This is a genomic window from Aerococcus sanguinicola, assembly GCF_008726925.1.
GTDB lineage: Bacteria > Bacillota > Bacilli > Lactobacillales > Aerococcaceae > Aerococcus.
This window is the reverse complement of sequence record NZ_VYWO01000001.1, coordinates 346028-371830: the sequence shown is the minus strand read 5'-3', so window position 1 is coordinate 371830 and position 25803 is coordinate 346028. Positions and strand designations below refer to the sequence as shown.

Genomic DNA, 25803 nt, shown 5'->3' with positions numbered 1-25803 from the left:
CAATGCCCGAGCGGATTGTTCGCTTTTGATCAAATATGTATGCTATGATAGTTACGTAGGTCTATTAATAAAAGAAAAAGCCAATTTTTAGGCTGAGATTAAAAAAGTAAAAGAAAGGAGTTGTGAAGGTGAGCGCAGATAAAGAAATGCTCATGGTCATCGTAGACCGTGATAGCAGTGATGAAGTGATTGAGGTTGCCCGCCAGGCAGGTGCTAGAGGGGCAACCGTTCTCCATGGCCGGGGAACCGGAGAAGAGGATAAGTTATCGGCCTTCCATATCCATGTGGAACCACAAAAAGAAGTGGTTATCATGGCGGTTGAAGCCGACCAGGTCGATACGATCAGCCAAGCAGTAGCTGAAGCTCTTGACTTTAGTGAGCCAGGCACTGGGATCCTCTTTAGCCTACCGATCAATGAAACCACCGGTCTGTATGAAGGATAAATTGAAAGACGATGAGAGAAAAAGGAGGACTTTATGGATGTTTTAATCGATAAGTTCAAAGAGGTAGCTTTTTCTGTCATTCCGCTAGTTGTTATTGTGTTGTTAATATCAATGTTTGCTGTTAACGTACCATCGACGATGATGATGAGCTTCGTTATTGGGGCAGTATTGATTTTAGTGGGATTGACCATCTTCCTCTTTGGCATTGAAATTGGGATGACCCCTATTGGTAACCACCTAGGGGCCCATGTAGCTGGGAATCCCTCGCGCTTAGCTATTGCCGTCTTGAGTTTTATTATTGGTTTTGCTGTAACTATTGCGGAACCGGACTTACTGATTCTCGGTCAGCAGATAGAAAATGCGACGTCGGGGGTCCTACCGGGTACAGTGACCGTGGTCTCTGTTTCCGTTGGGGTAGGGGTTATGATTGCCTTTGGTGTATTTAGGCTCTTGAAAAAATTTCCCTTGAAATATTTCTTTGCAATTGTCTATGCTTTGATTTTAATCCTAGCTATTTTTTCGGATAATTCAGCGATTGCCATGGGTTTTGATGCGTCAGGAGCCACAACAGGCGCCCTAACGACCCCCTTTATCTTGGCCTTATCTGGTGCGCTAGCAGCGAAAGCTGGGGGGAAGGAGGCAGAAGAAAACTCTTTTGGTCTAGTTGGGGCTATGTCAACCGGACCGATTCTAGCTGTCCTCTTCTTGATCCTCTTTTCACAGACGGAATTAGAGGCTGCCCAGTCTACCGTCGAGTATTCGAATAGTGTCATCGGACCGATCCTCGCTGCTATCTGGCCGACTTTAAAGGAATCGCTCATTGCCCTCGTCCCAATCGTTCTCTTCTTTATTTTTATGAATTGGCGTTACTTTAAACTGAAGGGACAGGAGCTGGCTGATATATTCAAAGGGATTCTCTATACTGTTGTCGGCTTGACCCTCTTCTTAGTCGGTGTTAACCAAGGCTTTATGGATATGGGTCACTTCCTAGGACAAGCGATTGCGGAAATGGGCGACTGGTGGTTGATTGCTGCCGGCTTTATCCTCGGTATGGTTGTAGTATTAGCTGAACCTGCCGTTCACGTGCTCGGTGAGCAAGTGGAAGATATCACAGGGGGCCACATTCACAACAAGGTCCTGATGGGGGCCCTATCGATCGGGGTTGCCTTAGCAGTTGGCCTTTCCATGGTAAGAATCCTAAACAGTAACTTGGCTATCTGGCACTTCTTATTGCCTGGCTTCGGTTTAGCCATCATCCTAGCCTTTATGGTGCCAAACCTCTTTACGGGGATTGCCTTCGATGCGGGTGGGGTTGCCTCAGGACCGATGACAGCCACCTTTATCTTGGCTTTCGCTCAAGGAGCTGCAGATTTCTTACCGAATGCCGATGCCCTCGATGCTTTCGGCGTGATTGCTTTTGTTGCCATGGTGCCGGTTGTTATGGTAGAATTACTCGGCTTAGTCTTCAAGATGCAAACGAAGAAGACAGGTATTGAAGAATAGAAAGGGGTTGTCAATTAGCCTAATGGAAACCGTATTATTCTTAGCAGTTGTCAAGGCCGGCAATGCCAGCCAACTGATTAAGGCGGCCAAAGCAGTTGGGGCGCCGGGAGGAACCGTTATCCGCGCAGAGGGAACGATTAGCAGCCCTCTTGCTCACGCCTTGGGCTTTCATGATTCCAAGCGTGAAGTTGTTCTGATCGCTGTCGATAAATCACTTGAAGCCCGCCTTCACGAAGAATTGAATGATAAATTGAAACTCGACCGCAAAGGTAAAGGGGTTCTCTTTTCCTTTGATATTTCGAGCTTCCAGGGGAGTAAGCAGATCAACTGCTCATTTGATGCGAGCCAGGTTGACCCCACGACAAGCCAGCTGATGACTGTCATCGTTGACCGGCAGATGGGGGACCAGGTAGTTGAAGTCTCTCGACAAGCTGGCGCTCAAGGGGCAACGATTCTGCACGGGCGCGGCACAGGTGTGCACGAAACCGGCAAGGTCTTTAATTTCCCCATCGAACTTGAGAAAGAGATTGTCGTTATGGTCCTGCCAAGTTCTCTGGTTCAATCAGTTTCAGACCATATCATTGCTGAAACCGAACTTTGCAAGCCGGGACGCGGGATCTTATTCACAGTCCCAGTGAATTCTAAGCGTGGCCTAGTCCCGCTTAAAGCTACAGATGACGCCAAGCCATAGCTTTAAAGGTAAAAACATTGCTATTTGGAGCGTATCATGTTAAACTATAAATGTAATTAAGGGACCAGTGAGGAGTGAGCGGGAACGCTCACTCTTTTTCATGAAATAGAAAGTGGGGGATTGTGTGGCAAGAGTCATTGATGAAGTCAGAACATTAATCGAACCTAAGTTAGATGAACTAGCTTATGATTTGTTCGATATGGAATATACAAAAGAAGGAAAGAATTGGTATCTGCGCATTTATATCGATAAGCTCGGCGGCGTCACCATCGAAGACTGTGTGACGGTTTCTGAAGTTTTATCGGATATTCTAGACCAAGCGGATCCCGATCCAATCCCTGGCGCTTATTATCTGGAAGTATCTTCGCCCGGTGCTGAACGCCCATTGAAGAATGAGGAAGATATCCAAGCTTCCATCGGCAAGTGGGTCCACCTCAAGCTCTACCAAAATTTTGAAGGTAATAAAGAACTGGAAGGGCGGCTCCTTCAAGCTGATGAGGAAGCTTTTACAATAGAAATTAAAGACAAGACGCGCCGCATTGAAAAAACGGTTCCGCGTCAACTTGTGGCCTTAATTCGCTTGGCCATTGAATTTTAATTGAGGTAAAGGGGATTAGAATGGGAAAAGAATTAATTCAAGCCTTTGAAACATTAGAAACTGAAAAAGGCATTTCAAAGGAAGTTATTATTGATGCCTTGGAAGCTGCCTTGGTTTCTGCTTATAAGCGTAACTATAAGCAGGCACAGAACGTAGAAGTTCACTTTGATGAAAAGAAGGGCGAAATCAAGGTTTATGCGGTCAAAGAAGTCGTTGACATGGTCATGGATTCGACCTTGGAAGTTTCCCTGGAAGAGGCCCATGAACGCAATACGGCCTACGAAGTGGGGGATAAGATTCGCTTTGAAGTTACCCCTAAAGATTTCGGCCGGATTGCTGCTCAAACGGCTAAGCAAGTGGTGACCCAACGTATTCGTGAAGCTGAACGCACGATTATTTATAATGAATTTATCGATTATGAAGATGACTTATTGACAGGGACTGTAGAACGTCAGGACCGCCGCTATGTCTATATTAACTTAGGGAAGATTGAAGCTGCTCTTACGCCAGAAGGTCAGATTCCTGGCGAACACTTTGAATCCCATGACCGGGTCCAAGTCTATGTGGAACGGGTTGAAAATACGACAAAGGGGCCACAAATTTATGTCAGCCGGAGCCATCCGAATATGTTGAAGCGTCTCTTTGAACAAGAGGTACCTGAAATTTATGATGGCACGGTTGAGATCAAGGCGATTGCGCGTGAAGCTGGCGACCGGTCCAAGATGGCCGTTTACTCCCATGATCCTAATGTGGATGCTGTAGGGACCTGCGTTGGGCCACGGGGATCACGGGTTCAAACCATCGTAGATGAGCTCCATGGAGAAAACATGGATATTGTGGAATGGACAGAAGATCCAGCCCAATTAATTAAGAATGCCCTGAATCCGGCAGAAGTCCTAGAGGTTCACTTTGTTCCTAATGAGCGGTCCTGTGTCGTGGTTGTCCCTAACCATCACCTCTCTTTAGCGATCGGTAAACGGGGACAGAATGCCCGCTTGGCAGCTAAATTGACCAATTATAAGATTGATATTAAGTCTGAAGAAGAATTCGATGCTTTCCAAGGAACAGAAGAATATGAAGCCCTCTTCCATCCTGAACTAGTCGAAGAAGAAGTGACAGCGCCAAGTGCAGAGGAAGAAGGGCTGACCCCTGAAGAACCAGCAGAAGGCGGGGACCTTTTGGCAGTTGCAGATGAAGTTGAAGCGATCGAAGACGAAGTAGCAGCTGAAGACTTAGATGACCAGGCTCTACGCGCTGATGATATCGAAGAAGGTAATCTTGGGCCTGACCAAATGGAAGACGCAGTTGCGGATATTGAAGCTGACAGTGAAACCTCGTATGAAGAACTTCAAGAAGACTTTGAAAATTAGAGCAAGCTTTAGCTTTTGAAGGAGGGACAGCCTTGAAGAAGAAAAAAATTCCCATGCGTAAATGCGTGGTATCCAATGAGCAAGTTCCAAAGAAAGATTTGGTGCGTGTGGTCCGGACGCCTGAACAGAAGGTAGAGATTGATCCGACAGGCAAGATGAATGGTCGGGGGGCTTATGTCAGCTTGGACCCAGACCTGGTACAGAAGGCTTGGGACAAACACCTCCTGGACCGCCATCTCAATGTAGACATCTCAGATGAATTCTACGAAGAATTAAAAGCCTACGTTGCCCACCAAAAAGCACGTAAGGAATTATTTGAAAATGAAGCATTCTAAGTTGAATCGTTTGGGCCTAGCCCAAGTGGCGGGGAAACTGGAGAGTGGTGAGGACCAAGTGCTCAAGGCCATTCGTTCTGGCCAAGCCAAGCTCGTCTTTGTCGCCCAGGATGCCAGTCCACGCACACAAAAGAAATTTAAAGATAAATGTTCATATTATAAGATACCTATTAACTTAGACCATGATACGCTAGCCATTAGCCAGGCATTGGGCAAGAAACGATCAATTTGTGCCTTAACTGATCCTGGTTTTGCTAAAGCATTTTTGGACTAAGCTTGATTAAAGTAAGTATAGGAGAGAAAAATATGAGTGCATAGATAAAGGGAAGGTGATGACATGTCAAAAAAACGTGTCTATGAGTACGCAAAAGAAAAAAACTTATCCAGTAAGGAAGTCTTGAAGAAAGCCAAAGAAGCTGGGCTAGAATTCAAGAGCCATATGTCTTCGATGTCTGATGACCAAATCAAGCAACTTGACCAAGCCCTGGCTAAGAAGAAAGACCAGGACAAGCCTGCTCAAACTAAGAAAAAGACCCAGAAAAATGTTAAGCAGGCCAGCGGGAAAGACAATAAGAGCAATACAAAGAAAGATCAGGCAAAAGGGAATATGAGCAATAACAAAAACAAGAAGAAAAATCAAAATAAAGGTCAGCGTAAGCAGAACAAGAACCACAAGAACAACCATAAGCATCCTAACTACAATAAACGTAAGAAGATCCACCATGACCAACCGAAGAACAATAAACCTAAGGAACTTCCAGAAAAAGTGGTCTTCACCGATGGGATGACCGTTGCAGAACTGGCTAAGAAGATTAAACGCTCACCAGCCGATATCATTAAGAAACTCTTCATGATGGGAATCATGGCAACACAAAACGAATCCTTGGAACGTGATGCCATCGAATTAATCCTCGATGACTATGGCATTGAAGCAGAAGAAAAGGTGATTGTCGACCGCTCCGACTTCGACCACTACTTCGAAGAAGCCGCTAATGAAGAGGAAGATAAGCTAAAGAACCGCCCAGCAGTGGTTACTATTATGGGCCACGTTGACCATGGGAAAACAACCTTATTGGATTACTTGCGTCAAGCGAATGTGGTTGAAGGTGAAGCAGGGGGCATTACCCAACACATCGGGGCCTATCAAGTCAAGGCCAATGATGAATTGATTACCTTCCTTGATACACCAGGGCACGCGGCCTTTACGACAATGCGGGCTCGTGGAGCGGATGTTACTGATATTGTTATCATTGTTGTGGCAGCTGATGATGGCGTGATGCCTCAGACCGTAGAAGCCATCAACCATGCCAAAGCAGCGGATGTTCCAATTATTGTGGCAGTTAATAAGATTGATAAGCCAACAGCTAATCCTGACCGAGTAAAAAATGAACTGATGGAATACGGTTTAGTCCCTGAAGAATGGGGTGGCGATACCATCTTTGTCAATATTTCTGCTAAGTTTGGGGAAAATATTGATGAATTATTAGAAATGGTTCTGCTGATCTCTGAAGTAGAGGAATACAAAGCCAACCCAGATACCTATGCAATCGGATCAGTTATTGAAGCCCGCCTGGATGCTCATCGCGGAGCCATTGCAACCGTTCTGGTTCAAAACGGGACCCTCCATACTGGAGATGCTATTGTGGTTGGGGATACTTACGGCCGGGTACGGACCATGGTCAATGACCAAGGGCGTCGTATCCATGATGCAGCCCCATCCACACCAGTTGAAATTACTGGCTTACAAGAAGCCCCTTCAGCTGGCGACCGCTTCGTCGTCTTTGAAGATGAGAAGACAGCGCGGACGGTTGGAGAAGAGCGTGCCTCTCGGGCCCAAGAAGAGCGTCGCCAAGCCCATACTAAAGTTACCCTTGATAATCTCTTCGATACCATTAAGGAAGGTCAAATGAAGACCGTTAATGTGATTATCAAAGCGGATGTTCAGGGGTCTGCTGAAGCCTTGGCAGGTAGTCTGCGTAAGATTGATGTTGAAGATGTCCGTGTTGATATTGTCCACAGTGCTGTGGGGGCAGTCAACGAAAGTGATGTCACCCTAGCCTCTGCTTCTAATGCCATTATCATCGGCTTCAATGTGCGGCCAACGCCTCAAGCGAAGACCCAGGCCCAAGCTGAAGATGTTGAAATCCGTCTGCACAATGTCATCTACAATGCCATCCAAGAAATTGAAGATGCTATGACAGGTCTCCTCGATCCTGAATACGAGGAACAAGTAACGGGCGAAGTGGTAATCCGTGAAACCTACAAGGTATCTAAAGTCGGCACTATCGGCGGGGCCTATGTGACCAATGGTGTGATTCGCCGGTCCAGTAAAGTCCGTGTCATCCGTGACAACATTGTCATCTATGACGGTGAATTAGCTTCCCTGCGTCGCTTTAAAGACGATGTCAAAGAAGTCAGCAAGGGCTTCGAATGTGGCTTAATGATTGAAAACTACAACGATATTAAAGTTGATGATATTATTGAACCCTATGAAATGGTCGAAATTAAACGCAAATAAGAGGTGAAAGTTTATGGCTAAGTACCGTGTAGAACGTGTCGCTCAAGAAATTCTCCGAGAAGTCAATGACATTCTGCAAAAGCGTGTGAAAGATCCACGGGTTGAGAATGTGACAATTACTGATGTTGACTTGACAGGAGACCTCCAACAAGCCACTGTTTACTACTCTACTTTAGACAAGTCTGAGCGTAAGCGAGAAGAGGTACAGAAAGGTCTAGACAAGGCATCTGGCCTCATCCGCAGTGAAGTTGGCAAGCGACTGCAGATCTATAAGACACCTGAATTAAGCTTCAAGCGCGATAGCTCCCTAGAATACGGTGAGCATATCGACGCCTTGTTGAACAAAATCAAATCAGAAGAAAAATAAAAAGCCCAAGGAAAGTTGAGGGGCCTGAAATAGCTAAGCTATACTTCTTAACCGCTCGGCTTATCGGACTAGATACGTTTCTGAATGAAGGTATAGAAAAAGCAAGCAGGGGCTGGTGAAATCCAGTCGTCTGCTTGCTTTTTTGCTTTTAGGCCTGGGCTAAATGGTCATAGATTAACTGATAAGACCGCCGTCTGGCTGCTTGGTCCGCCAGTGGGGTGTAGACCATTATTTCATCAAATTGATAGCGTTCCTTCTCTTCGAGGAGGATGTCGCGAACTTCTTCGGCGCTTCCCTTAACTAAGATGCGTCTTTTGCTTTGCTCTTGGATAAATTGCTGGGCCTGGGCTGATAGCTTAATATCTGCCGCTTCTTCAGCCGATAAGATGGGATTAAAGCGGTTTTGTGCTTGTTCAAAGCGGGCGATTTCTAAAGCTTTAGCCTGGTAGTCCGCCTCTTCTTTGCTATCCGCTGCTATGACCATATAGGTTGACATGGTTTGAGCTTCTTGGTGGAAAGCACTCGGCCTAAAGTTTTGACGGTAATGGGTAAAGATATCGTCTGGCGCCTTGACCCCGAAGAACTTAGCAAAGCTATAGCCCATACCCAAGCGACCAGTATAGGCGGCTGAGTTACCACTTGACCCTAGCATCCAGGCTTGGGGGAGGTAGTCAAGGCCACGGGGGGAGGCTTCAATTCTCTGATAAAGAGGATCTGTCCTTTCCTCTTCGCTAATCAATTGGAGGATGGTGGCTGTCTTCTGGTAGAGGTCATCTGGCCAGTGGGGGTCTCCCTGGCCCAAGGCATAAATCGCTTCAGGCCCTCCCCCTGGAGCCCGACCGATACCAAGGTCAACACGGTCAGGGGCGAGCGTGGCGATGGACTTGAAGACTTCTGCGACCTTTAGAGGGGAGTAGTGCATAATCATGGTACCCCCAGTTCCCACCCGGATTTTCTGGGTAGCGGCTGCTATATAAGCAGCGAGGATTTCGGGAGCAGAGGAGCCATGGGTGTTTGAGCCGTGGTGTTCGGCGTACCAGATGCGCTGGTAGCCCATTTGGTCTAGGGCTTGGGCGAGTTGAACACTATCTTGATAGGCTTGGCCTAGGCTCTTAGCCTTGGGCCGACTGATGAGATCGAGAGCAGATAATTGCATGTATAGGCCTCCTTACTTTTTGATGATTGTAACAGTTTATCTGTTTTTAAGCAAAAATCTCAATTCCTTAGCAGATGCCTTCAGCTTTTTTGACTAATTTGTTATAATGGCCTAGATACGGTGAAGGAGGACGATTTATGGACGGGATTATTGCACTATGGAAAGAAAAAGGGATGACCAGTCATGACTGTGTCTTTAAACTAAGGAAGATTTTACAGACGAAAAAGGTTGGCCATACGGGGACCCTGGATCCGAATGTGGATGGGGTCTTGCCTATTTGTGTGGGCAAGGGGACCAAGTTGGTTGACTTTATGATGGACAAAGACAAGGTCTATCGGGGTGAAATTTGCCTAGGTTTTGCAACGGATACCCAGGATTTAGATGGCCAAGTGATTGCTGAAAGTTTCCTTGACCGTCCACTCAGTCAAGCCGAACTCGCTGCAGGCTTGAAATCTCTGGAGGGCTGGATTAAGCAGGTCCCTCCCATGTATTCGGCGGTCAAGGTAAAGGGAAAACGGCTCTATGACTATGCCCGGGCAGGGGAGACGGTTGAACGTCCCGAACGCCAGGTCCGGGTCGATTATTTTGCGCAGACCGGCCCCATGGCTTACAATAAAGAAAAGGGGCGCTTGACTTTTCCTTTTGAAGTGAAGTGTGGCAAGGGGACCTATATCCGAACGTTAGCGACAGACTTAGGCGCCTATTTCGGCCAAGAAGCAACGATGACCCAGTTGACCCGGATAGCATCGACACCCTTCCAGGCGAGCGATTGTTACCGCCTGGATGAGATCGCCGACCTAATGGCAGCCGGTAAGAAGACCTTCCTCCACCCGCTCGATGAGCTCCTGGTCCAATATCCCACTTGGCAGGTACCCGCTCAGCTTACTAAATTAGTAGCCAATGGAGCGGTTTTGAACCAGGAAAACTTGCCTGCTGACCTAGCTGGTCGCTTGCCGGTGAGAGCCTATATAGATGGCCAGCTGAAAGCTGTCTATGGCCAGCACCCAGACTTATCAGAACAAATGAAACCATTAAAAATGTTTTAGTGAGGGATTCTATGAAGACAATTAAATTGCACCACCCATTCTCTGAAGACCAAGTCCTAAAAGGCCCTATTGTCTTAGCTCTGGGCTTCTTTGACGGGGTCCACCGTGGCCACCAGCGTGTCCTGGCGGCTGCCCGGCGTGAAGCCAGTAAGCGTCGCCTGCCCTTAGTGGCGATGACTTTTGACATGGCGCCGAGCATCATGTACCAAGAACTCAAGCCTAGTGAGGTAAAATACCTAACGACAATCGAGGCAAAGGAAAGATTGATGGCCCATCATGGTGTGGACTACCTCTACCTGGTGCAATACACCAGCAAGTTTGCCTATCAAAAGCCACAAGAATTTGTCGACAACTATATGGTAGGCTTGCATGCAGAAGTAGTGGTTGCAGGCTTTGACTATACTTATGGCAAGAAAGATATCGCCAATATGCAAAAGCTAGGAGACTATGCTAGGGGGCGTTTTGACATCATTGAAGTGCCTGAACTTGCCTTCCAAAATGAAAAAATTGGTACGGGTCGGATTAAAGGCTTGCTCGAAGAAGGCCTGCTTGAAGCAGCTAACCAGGCTTTGGGACATCCTTACTTCTTTAAGGGCACAGTGATCCATGGCGAGAAGCGGGGGCGGACTTTAGGCTACCCTACAGCTAATCTGAGCTTTAGCGATGAAATTCTAATTCCTGCAGTTGGGGTTTATGCGGTTGAATGCGAGCTCAACCACCGGCTTTACCGGGGTATGGCCTCTATTGGCTATAATATAACTTTTGGTGATAACCGGGAACAAACGGTGGAAATCAACTTATTGGATTTTGAAGAGGAAATCTATGGGGAGACGATGACTGTTTTCTGGCATGCCTATCTGAGACCAGAGTTGAAGTTTGATTCAGCTGAGGCCCTAGTTGACCAGCTCCACCAGGATGCCCAAGATACAGCAGCTTACTTCGACCAACAGAATTTAGAAGAAATGAATGAGGGATAAGTTTGGCACAATCGATTTATATCCATATCCCTTTTTGCAACCATATTTGTTATTATTGCGACTTTAATAAGGTCTTTATTGAGAACCAACCCGTGGATGACTATGTCTCTGCCCTAGGGCGAGAATACCAGGCCTTTGCTGAGGACTTGGGGCAAGAGACGATCCAAACCATCTATGTGGGTGGGGGAACGCCATCCAGTCTAAATGAAGAACAGATTGCTCAGGTTTTTGAGCAACTCTATCCCTATATCCAGCTGAGTCCAGAGCCGGAAATTTCTTTTGAAATCAACCCAAATGATATTACTCAAGACAAGTTGGCCATGCTCAAAGCCCAGGGGGTTAACCGCTTGAGCATCGGCGTCCAGACCTTTAACAATGAGCTCTTGAGAAAGATTGGGCGTAAGCATACAGCAGAAGAAGCGATAGCAGGGATCCAATTAGCTCGCGACATGGGCTTTGATAATCTCTCCATGGATTTGATCTTTGCCTTACCGAATCAGACCCTAGCGGACTTCAAGCAGTCTTTGCGCCAGGCTTTGGCCCTAGACCTTCCCCATTATTCCATTTATTCGCTAATTTTAGAGAAGAAGACGGTCTTTTATAACTTGATGCGCCAGGGCAAGTTGCCCCTGCCTAGTCAGGACCTAGAAGCCGAGATGTTCCAAGTGGCGATTGATGCTATGGAAGAGTCAGGCCGCCGTCATTATGAGATTTCGAATTATGGACTGCCAGGCTATGAATCCCGGCATAACTTGGCCTATTGGGATAATGCCGAGTATTTTGGTTTTGGGGCTGGCGCTCATGGTTACCTGGATGGTTGGCGCTACCAGAATCATGGCCCTATCCAGCACTATCTTGAAGCGGTGGCTGACCAAGGCCAGGCGGTCTTAAGAAGGCAGGAGTTATCCTTAGAACAGCGTATAGAAGAAGAAATGTTTCTCGGTTTGAGAGAGGCGGGAGGCGTTTCCCGGGCCCGCTTTAAGGCAGATTTTGGTATCGATCTCTATGACTTGTATAGTGAGCCTATCGACCAGCTCCTTGATATGGGCTTGATTACTTTGGACGAGGACCACATTGCCCTAAGCCATCACGGACTCTTCCTCGGCAACGAGGTCTTCCAAGCTTTTCTACTGTCGGATGAGATGGACTAACGACTTATTAGCAACAAAACAAAAAACGTATCCAATTTTCCTCGACGGATTTGGATACGTTTTTATTTTTAATTAGACTTCTTGCTTACCGGCAGGTACGCGGATAGGCTTTTGGTCGTTTAAGAGGGGATCGTCTGGGCTCAGATAGGCTTTTTGACGCTTGCCAGAGATCCAGTAAAGCGCGAAGATAACGGCTGTAATGATCGCACCAACAATATAGGTCGTGGTTGATAGAGACATTCTGAAGCCGATCGGTTCGCTCAAGATATAAACAACGACTGCCAATAACATGAAGAGGCTTGGAATAAGTGTAATCAAGTAGTTGCGGCTCTTAAGGTAGAGGTAGCGGGTGGATACCAAGAGGGAGATTACAGCAGTTACTTGGTTGGCCCAGTTAAAGTAACGCCAGAGCACTTGGAAGTCCACAAAGGTGAGGACAAAGGAGATGGCGTAGAGAGGGAGGGTAACCGCAAGTATCTTCTTCAAGGTATCTTGCTTGATGTTGAGGTAGTCAGCTAAGATAGCCCGCAGACTGCGGAAGGCAGAGAGTCCAGAAGATAGCGGGAGAACAATAACCCCCATGATCGCTAAGGTACCGAAGATATTACCAAGAAGGAGGTAAGAGACCTTATTGACAACTACGGATGGGGTACCTGAGGCAATCATTTCGCTTAGGGTTTGCCCATCAAATAAGGCCATCGAAGCAGCTAACCAGATCATAGCAATGACACCTTCTGCAATCATCATGCCGTAGAAGGTATAGCGCCCTTCGCGTTCATTGGTCATGGTCCGAGAGACCATAGGCGCCTGGGTCGCATGGAAGCCAGACAGGGCCCCACAGGAGATGGTAAAGAACATCCCTGGGAAGATGGCTAATTTATCTGGGTGGAAGTTTTGTAAAGTAGCCAGGCTCAATTCAGGCATGGACGCATGGTCCACCATGATCAGACGTAAGCCAATAGCAGCTGTCGAAATAATGAGGATAGCACCGAACCAAGGATAGACCTTACCCAGGGCTTTATCGATTGGTAAGATCGTTGAAATCAAGTAATAGATGAAGATGGCAATGACAATACCCATCAGAGGAACGCCAGCTGGCAGGATTAATTTAATCAGACTAGCCGGGGACATGACAAAGACTGTACCCACTAAGAGGAGTAAGAGCATGGCGAAAATATTAACCACGTGTTTGACAACATTGCCTAAATAACGACCGGTCAGTTCTGGTAAGTGGGCCCCGTTATTGCGCAGGGAGATCATCCCAATCATATAATCGTGGACAGCACCCGCAAAGATACAGCCTACCACAATCCAAATATAGGCTACTGGACCGTAGAGGGCCCCCATAATCGGACCAAAAATAGGGCCCGTACCGGCAATATTCAGTAATTCAATGATGGCATTCTTCTGTTTGGACATCGGAACGAAGTCTAAGTTATCCCGCAGTGCCTCAGCCGGGGTGGTCCGGTTGGGCTCAATTTGGAAGTTCCGTTCGACAAAGCGCCCGTAAACAAAGTAACCAACGAGTAACAGCACAATGCCAGCTAGAAATGTAAACATATAAAGTGCTCCTTTCTGATGTAATCGCTTTATATGTTGTTAGAATAGCATGCTTTAAAGAAATTTAAATCTTTTTTGGCTGAAATGACTAGGAGGGCTTGCGAATTAACTAAATAGGCCAGTGAAATGCGGCCGCTTTTGATCGCTTATTTAGCCGTTAAAAGCCCAGTTTCTCGCGGAAAATTTTAGTATAGGAGCGACTAACGGGAACCTTTAATTGGTCTAGGCTGAGCATATAAGTTTGGTTGAAATAGGGCTCAATCCGCTTAATGGCTGACAAGCGAACGATGTAAGAGCGGTGGACTTGGAGGAAGTCTTGACCGGATAATTTTTCTGCAAAACTTTTCAGGGTATCGGAACTGCTATAGGTCCCAGTGCTGGTGTAGAGAATGGTATTACCTGCTTCCGCAACAATGGCCTGGATATCTGTTTGGTCGAGCAGGACGATCGCTTCATCTTCCTGGACGGGAAAACGTTTAGGTCCCGATTTTTGCACGGAACGGGGGCGGTCCAAGAGCTGTTCGATCTTATGGATACACTGTTGGATCCGCTCTTCTTCAAAAGGTTTCATAATATAGTCGACAGCATCCAGGTTGAAGGCATCGAGAGCATATTCCTGGTAGGCGGTAGCAAAAACGACCAGAGGCGGCTCTGGCATCGACCGGATCACTTCAGCAATTTTGAGTCCGGTCTCGCCGACTAACTGGACATCCAAAAAGACCAAGTCAATCTTCTGGCTCAAAAGGACAGTCAAAGCCTCTTCAACGCTAGCTGCTTGGTCAATTTGCCAATCCTTGCGTTCTTTTAGGATAAGGAATTGAAGTTCATCGCGGGCTAGGGGTTCGTCATCAACAAGTAACAGATGCATTAATCATTCTTCCTTTCGATAGGGATCAGGCAGTGGACCCGGGTGCCAGCTGGGGAACTGTCGATCTTGAACTGGGCCTGGTCATTGTAGAGCGTCTTTAGGCGCTGGCGGATATTATTCAGGGCAGTCCCATTGCCCTTGCTCGGAACGCTCTCATTATTAAAAATAGCAGCCAATTTAGCCTCGGCAATGCCGGTCCCATTATCACTCACACTCAAACTTAAGGCCTGGTCTTGCAGGTGAACCCTAATAAGCAAAGCTTGGTCTGCCTTGTTTGCTTTATTTTCAAAGGCGTGCTGGATGGCATTTTCGACGAGCATCTGCAGGACAAATGGCGGAATCAAGAGGTCCAGGCAAGCGGGATCTATTTCCTTGGTCACTTGATAGCGGTCAGGAAAACGGGCTTGGATGATGGAGAGATAAGCTTGGACATGTTCAAGTTCCTGGGTCAGACTAATTTTTTCACTGCGAGCGCCATTTAAATTGGCGCGAAAATAATGACTTAATTCAATTAAGAGTTGCCGAGCGCGGTTGGGATCTAAGCGGACCAAGGAGCTAATCGTATTCATAGCGTTGAAGAAGAAGTGGGGATTTACCTGAGCCTGGAGGGATTTAATTTTTGCATCCTTCAAAAGCCGGGTATTCTCTTCCGCTAGCTTTAATTCATACTGCATGGAGAAGATTTGGGACAAGCCAATAAGGATTTCTTCAAGTAAGGAGCTCACATCAGATAAGGCCTTGAATTCAAGGATGAAGAGGGTTTTTAAGTCTTTTTTGACAAAAATGGGCAGGGCCAGGAAATTTCCTTTCTTCAGTAATTTTTCAATCTGTTCTTGGTCTTGGTAGCTTTGCCAAAAGTGTTTAATGGCTTCAGGCCCTAAGTCTAGGGACTTGGGGTAGGCATAGAGCTGACTCATCGAACTATAGACAGCAATCGCTTGGAGCTTAAAGTTTTCGTAGAGTTTAAGCGAGATGACTTCAGCGCTCTCCTGGCTCATCTGCTGGGAAAAATAAGGCAGGATCTTTTGGGTCATACGGAATATATCTTTTGTTTGGGAAATCTTTGCCCATTCTAAGTCGCGTAAGCTCTGCTGGATGATGCTCAAAAAGAGCCAAACCCCCATACCATCGGTCACTAGCATGGGCAGGGCAATGACTTGGAGGAGGCTGTTAGCTTCCTGGCTAGAAGGAGAGAGAAGGGCAATCAAGCCCAATTGGATCAATTCCAAGCTCATTAAAGAGAGGGCTGCCCGGTTGCTATTCATTGTCTTGAGTGAGGATGGGAAAAAACGAGCCAAGTAAGCGCTGGCCAGACCAATACAGAGAGAGGAAATGACATAGATATAAGCAGTATCCCCACCCTGGAGCCAGCGGATACCAGCCGACAAAGCAGCAATTGGTAGGCTCAAGGCAAAGCCGCCAATTAAACCGGCAATACCGATAATGACCACCCGGAAGTTGGCAATGGCAGAGCCTGCCTGGATAGACCAGGTGTGAACGGGGACAATGTCTCCCGAGCTTAGAATTTCAATGCCACTCAGATTAGCGAAGACAGCAAAAGCAGCAAAGACTAGTAACAAGAGCAAGTAATCTTTCTTGGCTTGGCGGTTAACCAGGGCCTCTTTGAAACGGGGAATATAGAGCAAGACATAGGCCAGGAGGACCATCAAGCCAGCGCGCTCCATTAATAAGAGAAAAAGTTCAAGCATAAAGCAAGCCTCACTTCTTAAGGATTAGCTAAAGGGCAATCAAGAAAGAAGAGGCGAAAAAGCGGTTTAAGGTCTCTCGTCCTCTGATTTCTTCCATCTAACAGTCCTAAGTTTAACAGATTCCTAGCTAAGCAGCTAGCCGCTGTCAAAAAGAGATTGCCTCTTACAATTTTTAGCTTTTTCATTATAATAGAACTAAAGTGTTCATTAGAAAGGAATGATGGTATGCTAAGAAAAGGCTGGCACTTGCTTGTCCTCCTTTCCCTGCTTTTCTTATTGGGAGCTTGTCAAGGACAAGGGGGGCAAAAGAAGGTTTTAATTGGCTCTAAGGCTTCAGATGCTGAAATTTGGCGCTATATTGCCAAGTCTGACGCGGCCAAAGAAGCGGGCTTTGCGATTGAGGTGAAGGACTTTGTGGAAGGTCCGGTGCTCAATACAGCAACAGCAGAAGGAGAGGTTGATCTGAATGCCTTCCAGAACTTCGCTTACATGAATAGCTTCAACCAAGAGAAGGGGGATTCCCTAGAGGCCTTGGGAACGACTTATTTTGAACCCATGGGCTTGTATTCGGCCAAGTTAGACCGCTTGGAAGACCTGGACAAGGGAGCTCATATTGGTTTAGCAGACTATCCTTCTGACCAGTCCCGGGCTTTAATCATGCTCCAGGCAGCCGGCTTGATTCAACTAACAGATGAAGAGAAGAATCTCTACAGCGTCGATGATATCCAAGCCAATCCCAAAGACTTGCGCTTTGAGGTGATGAATGAGAATACCCTGCCGCGCAGTTTAACTGACTTAGATGCGGCCTGTATTGGGAATACGATTGCCATGGAAGCCGGTTTGTCCTTGGCAGAGGATACGATTTATAAGGAAAGTGTTAACGATGAGACGCTATCGAGTGTTAACATCTTAGCCATTGCCAAAGACCATCCACAAAAAGAGGATTACAAGAAACTTCTCGACCTCTACCATTCGGAGGATGTTCAAAATTTTATCAAGGAGAAGTTTAAAGGCAGTAAACAGCCTGTTAAATTAAATGAAGACGAGATAAAAGCAGCAAGTCACTATTAAGATAAAGGCCTGGCCCTGCCGCTCTTGGTAGACTAGGGCATTGAAGCGTGCGTTTCCATTGGTTTTGCCGACGAATGGAGACGCACGCTATTTTTATTATTTCTTATAGGAAAAGGTCAAAAAAATGTTTGACTATTGTTGACATTCATTTGGATCCATGATATATTATATGTGTTAGCAGTTGAAGTCGCCAAGTGCTAAAGAGGTGAAAACATGTTAACGGAAAGACAAATGCTAATCTTGCAGGCTGTTATTGATGCCCATGCATCCTTAGCGGAACCAGTGGGCTCTAAAAGCCTAGCTGAGGATCCGCACATCAATGCAAGTTCGGCAACTATTCGTAATGAAATGAGTTATTTGGAAAAGCTTGGTCTGTTAACCAAGATGCATTCGTCTTCAGGACGGGTGCCAACGGAGGCAGGCTACCGCTACTATATCAATTACATTTTGCCCCGCTACGGTGGGCTAATTGATCGCGGTTTGAGCCGGGACCAGGCCAAAAGGGTGGAAGAAATTTTTGCTTCCCCTTATACCCAGCTGGCAGAGATTATTGCTCGGTCAACTGAGGCGATGGCTGAATTAACTTCTTATGTAGCTATCGCTTTGGGCCCCCAAGTTACCCACCATCGCTTAGCAGCCTTTCGTATTGTTGGCATGACCCAGCACAAGGCCATGGCGATTCTAATTACTGACCAAGAAGCAGTTGAGAATCAAGTCTTCACGATTCCTGAGGGATTGGACGAAGGAGCGCTTGACCAACTCGTTCGTTTAGTGAATGAGGAACTTGTGGGACTACCCCTCTATGAAGTGGTCCTGCGTTTACGCCAAGACTACCTCCATTACTTGGATCGTTCAGTCCAACATTTACTTGAGGAAGAATTACTGATCCAAAGCTTGCTGATGAAATTGGATGAAGAAAGGCTCAATATCCAGGGCACAGATAAGTTTTACCAAACTTTATCTGAGAAGGAAGAGATTGATCAAATCTTAAGCCTCAATGCCTTGTTGAGCGACCAAGATGTGCTGACCCAGTTGATGGAAGAGCCGCATACAGGCATCCAGATTCGCATTGGCAAGGAGTTAGAAGACAAAAGGCTCAAACATATGAGCCTAATGACTTCAACCATCGGTGAAGAAGACCCTGCTAATCAAATTACATTTGCTATTCTCGGTCCTGAAACCATGTCTTACCTGCAGGTAGCCCAGCTTTTTAATGGGATGCGATCTGCGATTCGTCGGTATTTGGACGAGAGCAATGAATTTAGAAAAAACTAAAAAGGAGGCTTTACTCAAGTGTCAGATCAGGAAAAAGATTTCGAAACAGAAGAAGAAAAAGAGAAAGTTTCTAATGAAGAAGTCGATGAACAAAGAGAAGAAAAGCTAGAAACAGAAGATCAAGAAGACAAGCAAACAGATCCGCTGGCGGAATTAGAAGATAAAGTCGCTCAAAAAGACGAGCAAATCTTGCGCCTATCCGCTGAGATTAAAAATATCCAGCGCCGGAATGCAAATGAGAGGCAAGATGCCGCCAAGTACCGGTCACAGAGCTTAGCTCAAGCTATCCTACCTTCTTTAGATAATTTGGAACGCGCATTAGCTATTGAAGCGGATGATGAAGCGTCCAATAACTTGAAGAAGGGGGTTGAAATGGTCCACCAAAACCTGTTGGAAGCCTTGAAGGCAGAAGGGGTTGAGGTGATCGACCCAGTTGGTGAGCCCTTTGACCCGAACTTCCACCAATCCGTTTCTTCAGTCCCAGCTCAAGAAGGCCAGGAGGCTGAAGAAATCGTTGAAGTTTATCAAAAAGGCTATGTCTTGAAGGACCGCGTCTTAAGACCTGCAATGGTTATCATTGCACAATAAAGAGCTTATTCTTAAGCGGTCAAGTAAAATAATCGAAGAAAAGGAGAATTTAAATTATGGCAAAAATTATTGGTATTGACTTAGGGACAACAAACTCAGCCGTTGCAGTTCTTGAAGGTGGCGAACCTAAGATTATCCCAAACCCAGAAGGTAACCGGACCACACCATCAGTTGTATCCTTTAAAGATGGCGAATCTTCAGTGGGTGAAGTAGCTAAACGTCAAATGGTAACGAACCCTAACTCTGTGGCTTCTATCAAGCGTCACATGGGGGAATCTGGTTACAAAGTTCACTTAAACGATAAGGATTATACGCCTGAAGAAATCTCCGCAATGATCCTCCAATACTTGAAGAAATATGCGGAAGATTACTTAGGCGAAAGCGTCAGCAATGCGGTAATTACCGTTCCTGCTTACTTTAACGATGCCCAACGTCAAGCGACTAAAGACGCTGGTCAAATTGCTGGCTTGAAAGTTGACCGGATTGTTAACGAACCTACCGCTGCAGCCTTAGCTTATGGCTTAGACAAGACCGATTCAGAAGAACAAGTCCTCGTCTTTGACTTAGGTGGTGGGACCTTCGACGTTTCCATCCTTGAATTAGGTGACGGCGTCTTTGAAGTCCTATCGACTGCTGGTGATAATGAACTCGGTGGGGACGACTTCGATAACAAGATTGTTGACTTCTTAGTTGAAGACTTCAAGAAAGAAAATGGGATTGACCTCTCATCTGATAAGATGGCTATGCAACGGCTAAAAGATGCTGCTGAAAAAGCTAAGAAAGACTTATCTGGTGTCACTTCAACCCAAATCAGCTTACCCTTCATTTCAGCTGGTGAAGCCGGTCCTCTGCACTTAGAAACGACTTTAACCCGGGCTAAATTCAATGAATTAACAGCTGACTTGGTTGAACGGACCAAGAAACCTGTCCAACAAGCCTTGGCTGATGCAGGCCTCAAAGCTTCAGATATTGATGAAGTCATCTTAGTTGGGGGTTCAACCCGTATTCCTGCCGTTGTTGATGCTGTGAAGACCCAAACAGGTAAAGACCCTAACCGTTCAGTGAACCCTGATGAAGTAGTGGCTATGGGTGCTGCTATCCAAGGTGGGGTAATTACTGGTGACGTGAAGGACGTTGTACTCTTAGACGTTACGCCATTATCACTCGGTATCGAAACCATGGGTGGTGTCTTCACTAAGTTAATTGATCGGAATACGACAATTCCAACTTCTAAGTCACAAGTCTTCTCAACAGCTGCGGACAACCAACCAGCCGTAGACATTCATGTTCTCCAAGGGGAACGTCCAATGGCTGAAGACAATAAGACTTTAGGTCGCTTCCAATTAACCGATATCAATCCAGCCCCACGTGGTGTGCCACAAATCGAAGTAACCTTCGACATTGATAAGAACGGGATTGTTAACGTTAGCGCCAAAGATAAAGGGACTGGTAAGGAACAAGCCATTACAATCCAATCCAACTCCGGCTTAACGGATGAAGAAATCGATCGCATGATGAAGGATGCAGAAGCTAACGCAGCTGAAGACGAAAAACGTAAAGAAGAAGCAGACTTGAAGAATGAAGTGGAACAATTGATCTTCCAAACTGAAAAGACGACGAAAGATGTGGAAGGCAAGGTTGACCAAGCTGAAATCGACAAGGCAAATAGTCTTAAGGATGAATTGAAGGCTGCCCAAGAAGCCAATAACTTGGATGACATGCGTGCTAAGAAAGATGAATTGAATGAAGTCCTTCAAAATCTAACCGTTCAACTTTACCAACAAGCTCAAGCAGAAGCCGAAGCTCAAAACGGTGAAGACGGTGGACAAAATGATGATGGTTCAGTTGATGCTGACTTCGAAGAAGTTGACAACGACTAATTCATTCGAAGATTATCCCCTGTTCTGCGCTAAGGGCAGGGGCTTTTCTTTTGAAAGTTAAGGGATAATACAGTGAGATAGGAGGGAAGCTTGTGGCAACACAACGTGATTATTATGATATCCTAGGCGTTTCTAAAGACGCCAGCCAAGCAGAAATTAAAAAAGCTTACCGGAAGCTATCTAAAAAATACCATCCTGATATCAGTGATGCCCCCGATGCTGAGGAAAAATTTAAAGAAGCAACCGAAGCTTATGAAGTGTTAAGTGACGAACAAAAACGTGCCCAATACGACCAATTTGGCCATGCAGGAGCCCAGGGCGGCTTTGGTGGTTTCGGTGGTGGTGGCCAGGGCAGCTACCAATCATATGGCGGAGCAGACTTCGATGATATCTTCTCCCAATTCTTTGGTGGCGGCTCCAGCTTTGGTGGTTTCGGTGGCTTCTCATCTGGTCAGCGCCGGAATCCGAATGCTCCACGCCAAGGTGACGACCTTCAATACACAATTGACTTAAGCTTTAAGGAAGCTGTCTTTGGGGTAGAGAAGACCATCAAGTACAAGCGTGAAGAAGAATGTCACGTATGTAATGGTAAGGGAGCTAAGCCAGGGACAGCTGCCAAACGCTGCCAACAATGTAATGGCTCTGGCGTTGTCAACCAAACCCGCGATACACCATTCGGTCGCATGCAAACGCAAACGACCTGCCCCAACTGTGACGGAGAAGGGGAAATTATCGAACACAAGTGTGACAACTGTCATGGTTCTGGCCGTGAAACGGTTACACATACGGTGAAGGTCAATATTCCTGCCGGGGTAGATGACGGACAAAGTATGCGCCTAGCTGACCAAGGGAATGCTGGCTATAACCGAGGGCCAAAAGGAGACCTCTATGTGGTCTTCAGGGTCCAAGAAAGTGATATTTTCGACCGTCGAGGGGCGGATATCTACTTTGAGTATCCTATCAATTTCGCCCAAGCAGCTCTCGGTGATGAGGTCGAAATTCCAACGGTTCACGGCAAGGTCAAGATGAAGATCCCAGCTGGTACCCAGTCCGGAGATAACTTCCGCTTGCGGGGGAAGGGAGTGGCGAAAATTAACTCCAATTCTACGGGCGACCAACACGTTACTGTCAAAGTCGTCACACCGAAAAACCTTAATGATAAGCAAAAAGAAGCCCTCCGCCAGTTTGCTCAAGCTTCAGGTGACAATATCACTGAAGAAGAAGAGAATTTCTTTGAGAAATTAAAAAATCGCTTTAAAGATTAAGGCTTTAAAGTTAAGGCAAGACAGCCGCCAACATTGTGTCGATATGGCACAGTGGTGGGGGCTGTTTTTCTTGTTAAATTTTTCCTTAGTTTAGCGCTGGATTTTATGACTAAGCTTCTCATCTAAGCTAGATATGACCAGCTGGACAGCTAGCTTGTCCCCCAATTCTCCGGAGATTCCAACTTCAGTCAGATAGTCTGTATGAGGATTCACTAAGAAAGTGACAGAGCATCTTAACTTTCATTTTTTTCGATCAAGGCTTAACGAAAATTGATAGTTTAAATGCTGATAAGTTTGTACTATGATTTAATTAAACAGTTTGAATTAAATTTTAAAGGAGGCTGAGTGATGGCAGAAGAAATTAACGAGGAATGGCTCAGTCAGTTGAGTGAAGCGGACCTTAAAGATCTAGAAGCTAAGCCCAAGAGTCAAGCAGAGAAAGCTTGGAACCGGCTAGTCTGTTTCTTTCCCGTCCTAGCCAGTTTATTGCATCTATTGGAATACCTCTATGTCCCCAACCATCCGGGGAATGCCAATACTTATTTGTATGCAGGCTTTATTGGTATTTTTCTGGCTTACTTTTTAGTCCGAGGCATTTGGGCACAGGTCAGTGACGACCAATTTAGACGCTGGCGGAGAGCTGCACCCTTTCAAAGTTTGATCTTTATCCTCTTAATGATTTACGACTTGTTAACTTTGAAGACAGCTACTTTACTCTTACCCTATTTCCCTTGGGCGGATAAGATTCTGAACGCCATGATTGCAGATGCGGCGTTTTTAGCTGAATCGGCCAGCGCTTCGATTAGCCTGCTCTTTCAAGGCTTCATTATTGGTGCAGTCTTAGGGATTGTGACGGGCGTTTTCTCTGGTTATAATAAGAAGATTAATTATTGGATCTCACCTTTCGTGACAGTAATTGGGTCGATTCCGACGACCACCTGGATCCCTATCGTTATGGTCTTAGCCGCCTCACTTCAGAAAGGGGCCATGTTTATTATTGCTTTGGGCGTTTTCTTTTCCTTACATAATGCCACCTTCTCAGGGGTTAACCAGATTGATAAGGCCTACTATTCTGTCGCCAAAACCCTAGGAGCGAGTCAAAGGCAACTGATTAGCTCAGTCACAGTCCCCGCTATGTTGCCGACTGTTTTTTCAGGCTTGATTCAAGGGATGTCAACAGCTTGTACTTCTTTAATTGTTGCAGAAATGATGGGGGTTGAGTCGGGCCTAGGTTTCTATATCACCTGGCAAAAAAATTGGGCCGAATACGATAAAATGTACGCTGGTATTATTGTCATCTGTGTCTTGTTCCTCGCTGTGCATTTCATCCTCAATTGGCTGTCTGACCGCACCTTGAAATGGAAGGAGGATTAGATGACACAATTAAGTTTAGAAAATATTTACAAGGCCTTTCCCAAAACGGAGGGGGGCATCCAATTAGTCTTAGCAGATATTAATCTTAAAGCAAGTGACCAAGAGTTTATCTGCATTGTGGGTCCCTCTGGATGCGGTAAGTCGACCCTCCTGAATATGATTGCAGGCTTAACCCCCTCGACTAAGGGGGAAATCCGCCTGAATGATCGACTGGTTGAGGATACGGATCCTAACCGGGGCATGGTCTTTCAAAATCCCACTTTATTTCCCTGGCGGACGGTGGAAGAGAATATCAAGTTTTCACAAGATATGAAAAAAGAAGTGGACCAGGCTGAAGTCGACCGCATCATTCAACTGATTGGCTTAGAAGATTATAAGAACTATTACCCGCATCAATTGTCGGGTGGTATGGCCCAGAGAGTCAGTCTAGCGCGCACCATGATCAACCAACCGGAAGTATTTCTCCTAGATGAACCCTTGGGCGCTCTAGATGCTTTTACTCGGGCAAGCCTTCAAGATGAATTGATTAGTTTGTGGCAATCCAGCCAGAATTTAATGATTATGGTGACCCACGATGTTGAAGAAGCGGTTTATATGGCGACGCGCGTGGTGATCATGCAGCCCCATCCTGGGCGTTTTAGTCAGATCGTTAACATTGACCTGGACTACCCGCGCCGACGGACCAGCCAAGCCTTTATCAATTACCGTAATGAAATTTTACAAGCACTCGATTTTTAAGTAGTAGGAAAGGAAGAGATCGTAATGAAACGTTCAATCAAGCAATGGTTAACACTTGGCCTTTGTGGGCTCGCCTTGGTGGGCTGCCAGACTTCCGTTAATGAGAGTCAATCAGCAGGCCAAGAAACAAATGAGACCAGCCAAACCACTGCGTCTAAGCAAGAGGGACAAGCAGGAAGTGCAGAAGCAGGTGGCGGCACGGAAGCTGTTGCCTTAGAGCAAGTTAATGTTGATGATGACGACGCCTGGAAGAAGGAGCCGGCTTACGGGCAAACCATCAAAGTGATTAACTCAACGGGGTGTACGGCTCCAGTTAATGTGGCGGAATTGAAGGGCTACTTCGATGACGAAGGCTTAGATGTTGAAGTTGTTAAAAGCCAGCAAACAACAATTGATGCTGTGGGAACAGGCCAAGTAGCACTGGGAGCAGGTTTAATTACACCAACTTTAATCCCTATTATCAATGGGGTTAATGCCCAATATTTGGGGCCTATGCATACAGGCTGTAAGGGACTCTATGTTGCAGCTGATTCGGAGGCTGAGTCTTCTGCTGACCTCGCTGATTCTAAGATTGGGATCCACGGTGGCCTCGGTGAATCCGACCATAACGTTGGTTTACGTTTCTTCTTAAAATCAGGCGTCGATACTGACTCAATCGATTGGGTGAGCACAGATTCAAGTGCATCCCCACAAGCCATAGCCAATGGGGAATTAGACGGGGCCATCTACGATGAGAACGTAGCTGATCCTTTCGTTAAGAATGGGACACTTAAAGAATTAGATTCGACGACTGAGACGCCAGAATTTAAAGATGAAGTATGCTGTGCTTATTATATTAATAAAGATTTTGCGCGAGAAAATCCCATTACCGCTAAGCGCCTAGCCCGTGCGCTCTACAAGGCCAATGCTTGGGCGGAAGAAGATTCCGATGCCTATATTAACTATCTCTTTGAAGAGAACCTCCTAACGGGTGATAAAGACATTTCCTACGACTTTATCGATTCCTTAGACTACCATCCAAGCCAAGATCAAATGTCTGAGACCGTTAAGGAAATTGTTGCTGACTACCAAGAGCTAGGTATCGTTGATCAGTCGCTAAATCCTGATGACTTATACCGTCAACTCTATGCCCCGGTAGGCTTCAATATTGAAGACTTTGTTGGTCAAGACTAAGCAGCTTTAAAGGCGGCTTCTCATTTTGGCAAAAGCTCTGCCACCAGGCTAAAGACTAGCCTAAGAAAACTGAGCAGACAATAAAAAGTCCTGATTTAAAAGGAGACTGAAATTTTTCAGCCTCCTTTTTTCCATAAAAGTCAGAAG

24 protein-coding genes are annotated in these 25803 nt (G+C 46.1%); 20 read left to right on the top strand and 4 right to left on the bottom strand.

Annotated features, from left to right (window positions below; translation table 11 throughout):
• Window positions 1-128 precede the first annotated feature (128 nt).
• From F6I03_RS01880 to rbfA, 9 genes are all read left to right on the top strand, one after another.
• Complete coding sequence (locus F6I03_RS01880; protein ID WP_083290636.1) at window positions 129-443, top strand: P-II family nitrogen regulator; 315 nt, start codon at window positions 129-131, stop codon at window positions 441-443.
• Window positions 444-476: 33 nt separating this feature from the next.
• Complete coding sequence (locus F6I03_RS01875; protein ID WP_070431703.1) at window positions 477-1946, top strand: DUF1538 domain-containing protein; 1470 nt, start codon at window positions 477-479, stop codon at window positions 1944-1946.
• Between the two features lie 22 nt (window positions 1947-1968).
• Window positions 1969-2637: a P-II family nitrogen regulator gene (locus F6I03_RS01870; protein ID WP_070431702.1), complete on the top strand. Its 669-nt coding sequence runs from the start codon at window positions 1969-1971 to the stop codon at window positions 2635-2637.
• A 124-nt stretch (window positions 2638-2761) separates the two neighbouring features.
• Window positions 2762-3235, top strand: a complete 474-nt coding sequence (gene rimP / locus F6I03_RS01865; RefSeq protein WP_070431701.1) for a ribosome maturation factor RimP — start codon at window positions 2762-2764, stop codon at window positions 3233-3235.
• Window positions 3236-3255: 20 nt separating this feature from the next.
• Window positions 3256-4605: a transcription termination factor NusA gene (gene nusA / locus F6I03_RS01860; RefSeq protein ID WP_070431700.1), complete on the top strand. Its 1350-nt coding sequence runs from the start codon at window positions 3256-3258 to the stop codon at window positions 4603-4605.
• A gap of 32 nt (window positions 4606-4637) precedes the next feature.
• Complete coding sequence (rnpM, locus tag F6I03_RS01855) at window positions 4638-4940, top strand: RNase P modulator RnpM (RefSeq protein WP_070431699.1); 303 nt, start codon at window positions 4638-4640, stop codon at window positions 4938-4940.
• A complete protein-coding gene (locus F6I03_RS01850) occupies window positions 4927-5214 on the top strand; it encodes a L7Ae/L30e/S12e/Gadd45 family ribosomal protein (protein ID WP_070431698.1) in 288 nt (95 codons plus the stop codon). The genes rnpM and F6I03_RS01850 overlap by 14 nt, the downstream gene beginning before the upstream one ends.
• A 63-nt stretch (window positions 5215-5277) precedes the next feature.
• Window positions 5278-7458, top strand: a complete 2181-nt coding sequence (gene infB / locus F6I03_RS01845; protein WP_070431697.1) for a translation initiation factor IF-2 — start codon at window positions 5278-5280, stop codon at window positions 7456-7458.
• A 13-nt stretch (window positions 7459-7471) separates the two neighbouring features.
• The gene (rbfA, locus tag F6I03_RS01840; RefSeq protein ID WP_070431696.1) at window positions 7472-7825 is read left to right on the top strand and encodes a 30S ribosome-binding factor RbfA; all 354 of its coding nucleotides are present in this window, start codon (window positions 7472-7474) and stop codon (window positions 7823-7825) included.
• A gap of 148 nt (window positions 7826-7973) precedes the next feature.
• Here the strand turns inward: rbfA and F6I03_RS01835 are convergent, their stop codons facing one another.
• Window positions 7974-8981, bottom strand: a complete 1008-nt coding sequence (locus F6I03_RS01835; RefSeq protein WP_070431695.1) for an MsnO8 family LLM class oxidoreductase — start codon at window positions 8979-8981, stop codon at window positions 7974-7976.
• Between the two features lie 137 nt (window positions 8982-9118).
• On the opposite strand from F6I03_RS01835, the gene truB reads away from it, so the two are divergent.
• Genes truB through hemW form a run of 3 tightly spaced genes read left to right on the top strand, consistent with a single transcriptional unit; the run spans window position 9119 to window position 12155 of the window.
• A complete protein-coding gene (gene truB, locus F6I03_RS01830; RefSeq protein WP_070431694.1) occupies window positions 9119-10027 on the top strand; it encodes a tRNA pseudouridine(55) synthase TruB in 909 nt (302 codons plus the stop codon).
• A gap of 11 nt (window positions 10028-10038) precedes the next feature.
• Window positions 10039-11004, top strand: a complete 966-nt coding sequence (gene ribF, locus F6I03_RS01825; protein WP_070431693.1) for a riboflavin biosynthesis protein RibF — start codon at window positions 10039-10041, stop codon at window positions 11002-11004.
• Window positions 11001-12155, top strand: a complete 1155-nt coding sequence (gene hemW, locus F6I03_RS01820) for a radical SAM family heme chaperone HemW (protein WP_070431692.1) — start codon at window positions 11001-11003, stop codon at window positions 12153-12155. Before ribF ends, hemW begins: the two co-directional genes overlap by 4 nt.
• A gap of 72 nt (window positions 12156-12227) precedes the next feature.
• Here the strand turns inward: hemW and F6I03_RS01815 are convergent, their stop codons facing one another.
• The 3 genes from F6I03_RS01815 to F6I03_RS01805 form a co-directional block, all read right to left on the bottom strand.
• Window positions 12228-13715, bottom strand: a complete 1488-nt coding sequence (locus tag F6I03_RS01815) for a carbon starvation protein A (protein ID WP_070430679.1) — start codon at window positions 13713-13715, stop codon at window positions 12228-12230.
• 157 nt (window positions 13716-13872) lie between these two features.
• On the bottom strand, window positions 13873-14583 hold the full coding sequence (locus F6I03_RS01810; RefSeq protein ID WP_070430680.1) for a LytR/AlgR family response regulator transcription factor: 711 nt from the start codon (window positions 14581-14583) through the stop codon (window positions 13873-13875).
• The gene (locus F6I03_RS01805) at window positions 14583-16292 is read right to left on the bottom strand and encodes a LytS/YhcK type 5TM receptor domain-containing protein (RefSeq protein ID WP_070430681.1); all 1710 of its coding nucleotides are present in this window, start codon (window positions 16290-16292) and stop codon (window positions 14583-14585) included. The genes F6I03_RS01810 and F6I03_RS01805 overlap by 1 nt, the downstream gene beginning before the upstream one ends.
• A gap of 225 nt (window positions 16293-16517) precedes the next feature.
• Here F6I03_RS01805 and F6I03_RS01800 point away from each other — a divergent pair, with 225 nt between their 5' ends.
• The 8 genes from F6I03_RS01800 to F6I03_RS01765 all read left to right on the top strand — a co-directional run bounded on the left by F6I03_RS01800 (window position 16518) and on the right by F6I03_RS01765 (window position 25656).
• Window positions 16518-17363, top strand: coding sequence for a MetQ/NlpA family ABC transporter substrate-binding protein (locus tag F6I03_RS01800; RefSeq protein ID WP_070430682.1), 846 nt, complete (start codon window positions 16518-16520; stop codon window positions 17361-17363).
• Between the two features lie 213 nt (window positions 17364-17576).
• Window positions 17577-18638: a heat-inducible transcriptional repressor HrcA gene (gene hrcA, locus F6I03_RS01795; protein ID WP_070430683.1), complete on the top strand. Its 1062-nt coding sequence runs from the start codon at window positions 17577-17579 to the stop codon at window positions 18636-18638.
• Between the two features lie 18 nt (window positions 18639-18656).
• Window positions 18657-19226 (top strand): nucleotide exchange factor GrpE, encoded by a 570-nt coding sequence (grpE, locus tag F6I03_RS01790; RefSeq protein ID WP_070430684.1) that lies wholly within the window; start codon window positions 18657-18659, stop codon window positions 19224-19226.
• 56 nt (window positions 19227-19282) lie between these two features.
• Window positions 19283-21106 carry a molecular chaperone DnaK gene (gene dnaK, locus F6I03_RS01785; protein ID WP_070430685.1) on the top strand — a complete coding sequence of 608 codons (1824 nt, stop codon included), beginning with the start codon at window positions 19283-19285 and terminating at the stop codon, window positions 21104-21106.
• Between the two features lie 92 nt (window positions 21107-21198).
• Window positions 21199-22371 (top strand): molecular chaperone DnaJ, encoded by a 1173-nt coding sequence (dnaJ, locus tag F6I03_RS01780; RefSeq protein ID WP_070430686.1) that lies wholly within the window; start codon window positions 21199-21201, stop codon window positions 22369-22371.
• Between the two features lie 348 nt (window positions 22372-22719).
• A complete protein-coding gene (locus F6I03_RS01775) occupies window positions 22720-23745 on the top strand; it encodes an ABC transporter permease (protein WP_070430687.1) in 1026 nt (341 codons plus the stop codon).
• Window positions 23746-24483, top strand: a complete 738-nt coding sequence (locus F6I03_RS01770) for an ABC transporter ATP-binding protein (protein ID WP_070430688.1) — start codon at window positions 23746-23748, stop codon at window positions 24481-24483. It begins immediately after the preceding gene.
• A 24-nt stretch (window positions 24484-24507) separates the two neighbouring features.
• Window positions 24508-25656, top strand: a complete 1149-nt coding sequence (locus F6I03_RS01765; protein ID WP_070430689.1) for an ABC transporter substrate-binding protein — start codon at window positions 24508-24510, stop codon at window positions 25654-25656.
• The last annotated feature ends 147 nt before the right edge of the window (window positions 25657-25803 follow it).

Excerpts from the sequence above, each read along its gene's own strand:
- F6I03_RS01875 (WP_070431703.1), top strand. The coding sequence starts at position 477 with ATGGATGTTTTAATCGATAAGTTCAAAGAGGTAGCTTTTTCTGTCATT.
- F6I03_RS01870 (WP_070431702.1), top strand. The coding sequence starts at position 1,969 with ATGGAAACCGTATTATTCTTAGCAGTTGTCAAGGCCGGCAATGCCAGC.
- nusA (WP_070431700.1), top strand. The coding sequence starts at position 3,256 with ATGGGAAAAGAATTAATTCAAGCCTTTGAAACATTAGAAACTGAAAAA.
- F6I03_RS01850 (WP_070431698.1), top strand. The coding sequence starts at position 4,927 with ATGAAGCATTCTAAGTTGAATCGTTTGGGCCTAGCCCAAGTGGCGGGG.
- infB (WP_070431697.1), top strand. The coding sequence starts at position 5,278 with ATGTCAAAAAAACGTGTCTATGAGTACGCAAAAGAAAAAAACTTATCC.
- rbfA (WP_070431696.1), top strand. The coding sequence starts at position 7,472 with ATGGCTAAGTACCGTGTAGAACGTGTCGCTCAAGAAATTCTCCGAGAA.
- F6I03_RS01835 (WP_070431695.1), bottom strand. The coding sequence starts at position 8,981 with ATGCAATTATCTGCTCTCGATCTCATCAGTCGGCCCAAGGCTAAGAGC.
- truB (WP_070431694.1), top strand. The coding sequence starts at position 9,119 with ATGGACGGGATTATTGCACTATGGAAAGAAAAAGGGATGACCAGTCAT.
- ribF (WP_070431693.1), top strand. The coding sequence starts at position 10,039 with ATGAAGACAATTAAATTGCACCACCCATTCTCTGAAGACCAAGTCCTA.
- F6I03_RS01815 (WP_070430679.1), bottom strand. The coding sequence starts at position 13,715 with ATGTTTACATTTCTAGCTGGCATTGTGCTGTTACTCGTTGGTTACTTT.
- F6I03_RS01810 (WP_070430680.1), bottom strand. The coding sequence starts at position 14,583 with ATGCATCTGTTACTTGTTGATGACGAACCCCTAGCCCGCGATGAACTT.
- F6I03_RS01805 (WP_070430681.1), bottom strand. The coding sequence starts at position 16,292 with ATGCTTGAACTTTTTCTCTTATTAATGGAGCGCGCTGGCTTGATGGTC.
- F6I03_RS01800 (WP_070430682.1), top strand. The coding sequence starts at position 16,518 with ATGCTAAGAAAAGGCTGGCACTTGCTTGTCCTCCTTTCCCTGCTTTTC.
- hrcA (WP_070430683.1), top strand. The coding sequence starts at position 17,577 with ATGTTAACGGAAAGACAAATGCTAATCTTGCAGGCTGTTATTGATGCC.
- dnaK (WP_070430685.1), top strand. The coding sequence starts at position 19,283 with ATGGCAAAAATTATTGGTATTGACTTAGGGACAACAAACTCAGCCGTT.
- F6I03_RS01775 (WP_070430687.1), top strand. The coding sequence starts at position 22,720 with ATGGCAGAAGAAATTAACGAGGAATGGCTCAGTCAGTTGAGTGAAGCG.
- F6I03_RS01770 (WP_070430688.1), top strand. The coding sequence starts at position 23,746 with ATGACACAATTAAGTTTAGAAAATATTTACAAGGCCTTTCCCAAAACG.
- F6I03_RS01765 (WP_070430689.1), top strand. The coding sequence starts at position 24,508 with ATGAAACGTTCAATCAAGCAATGGTTAACACTTGGCCTTTGTGGGCTC.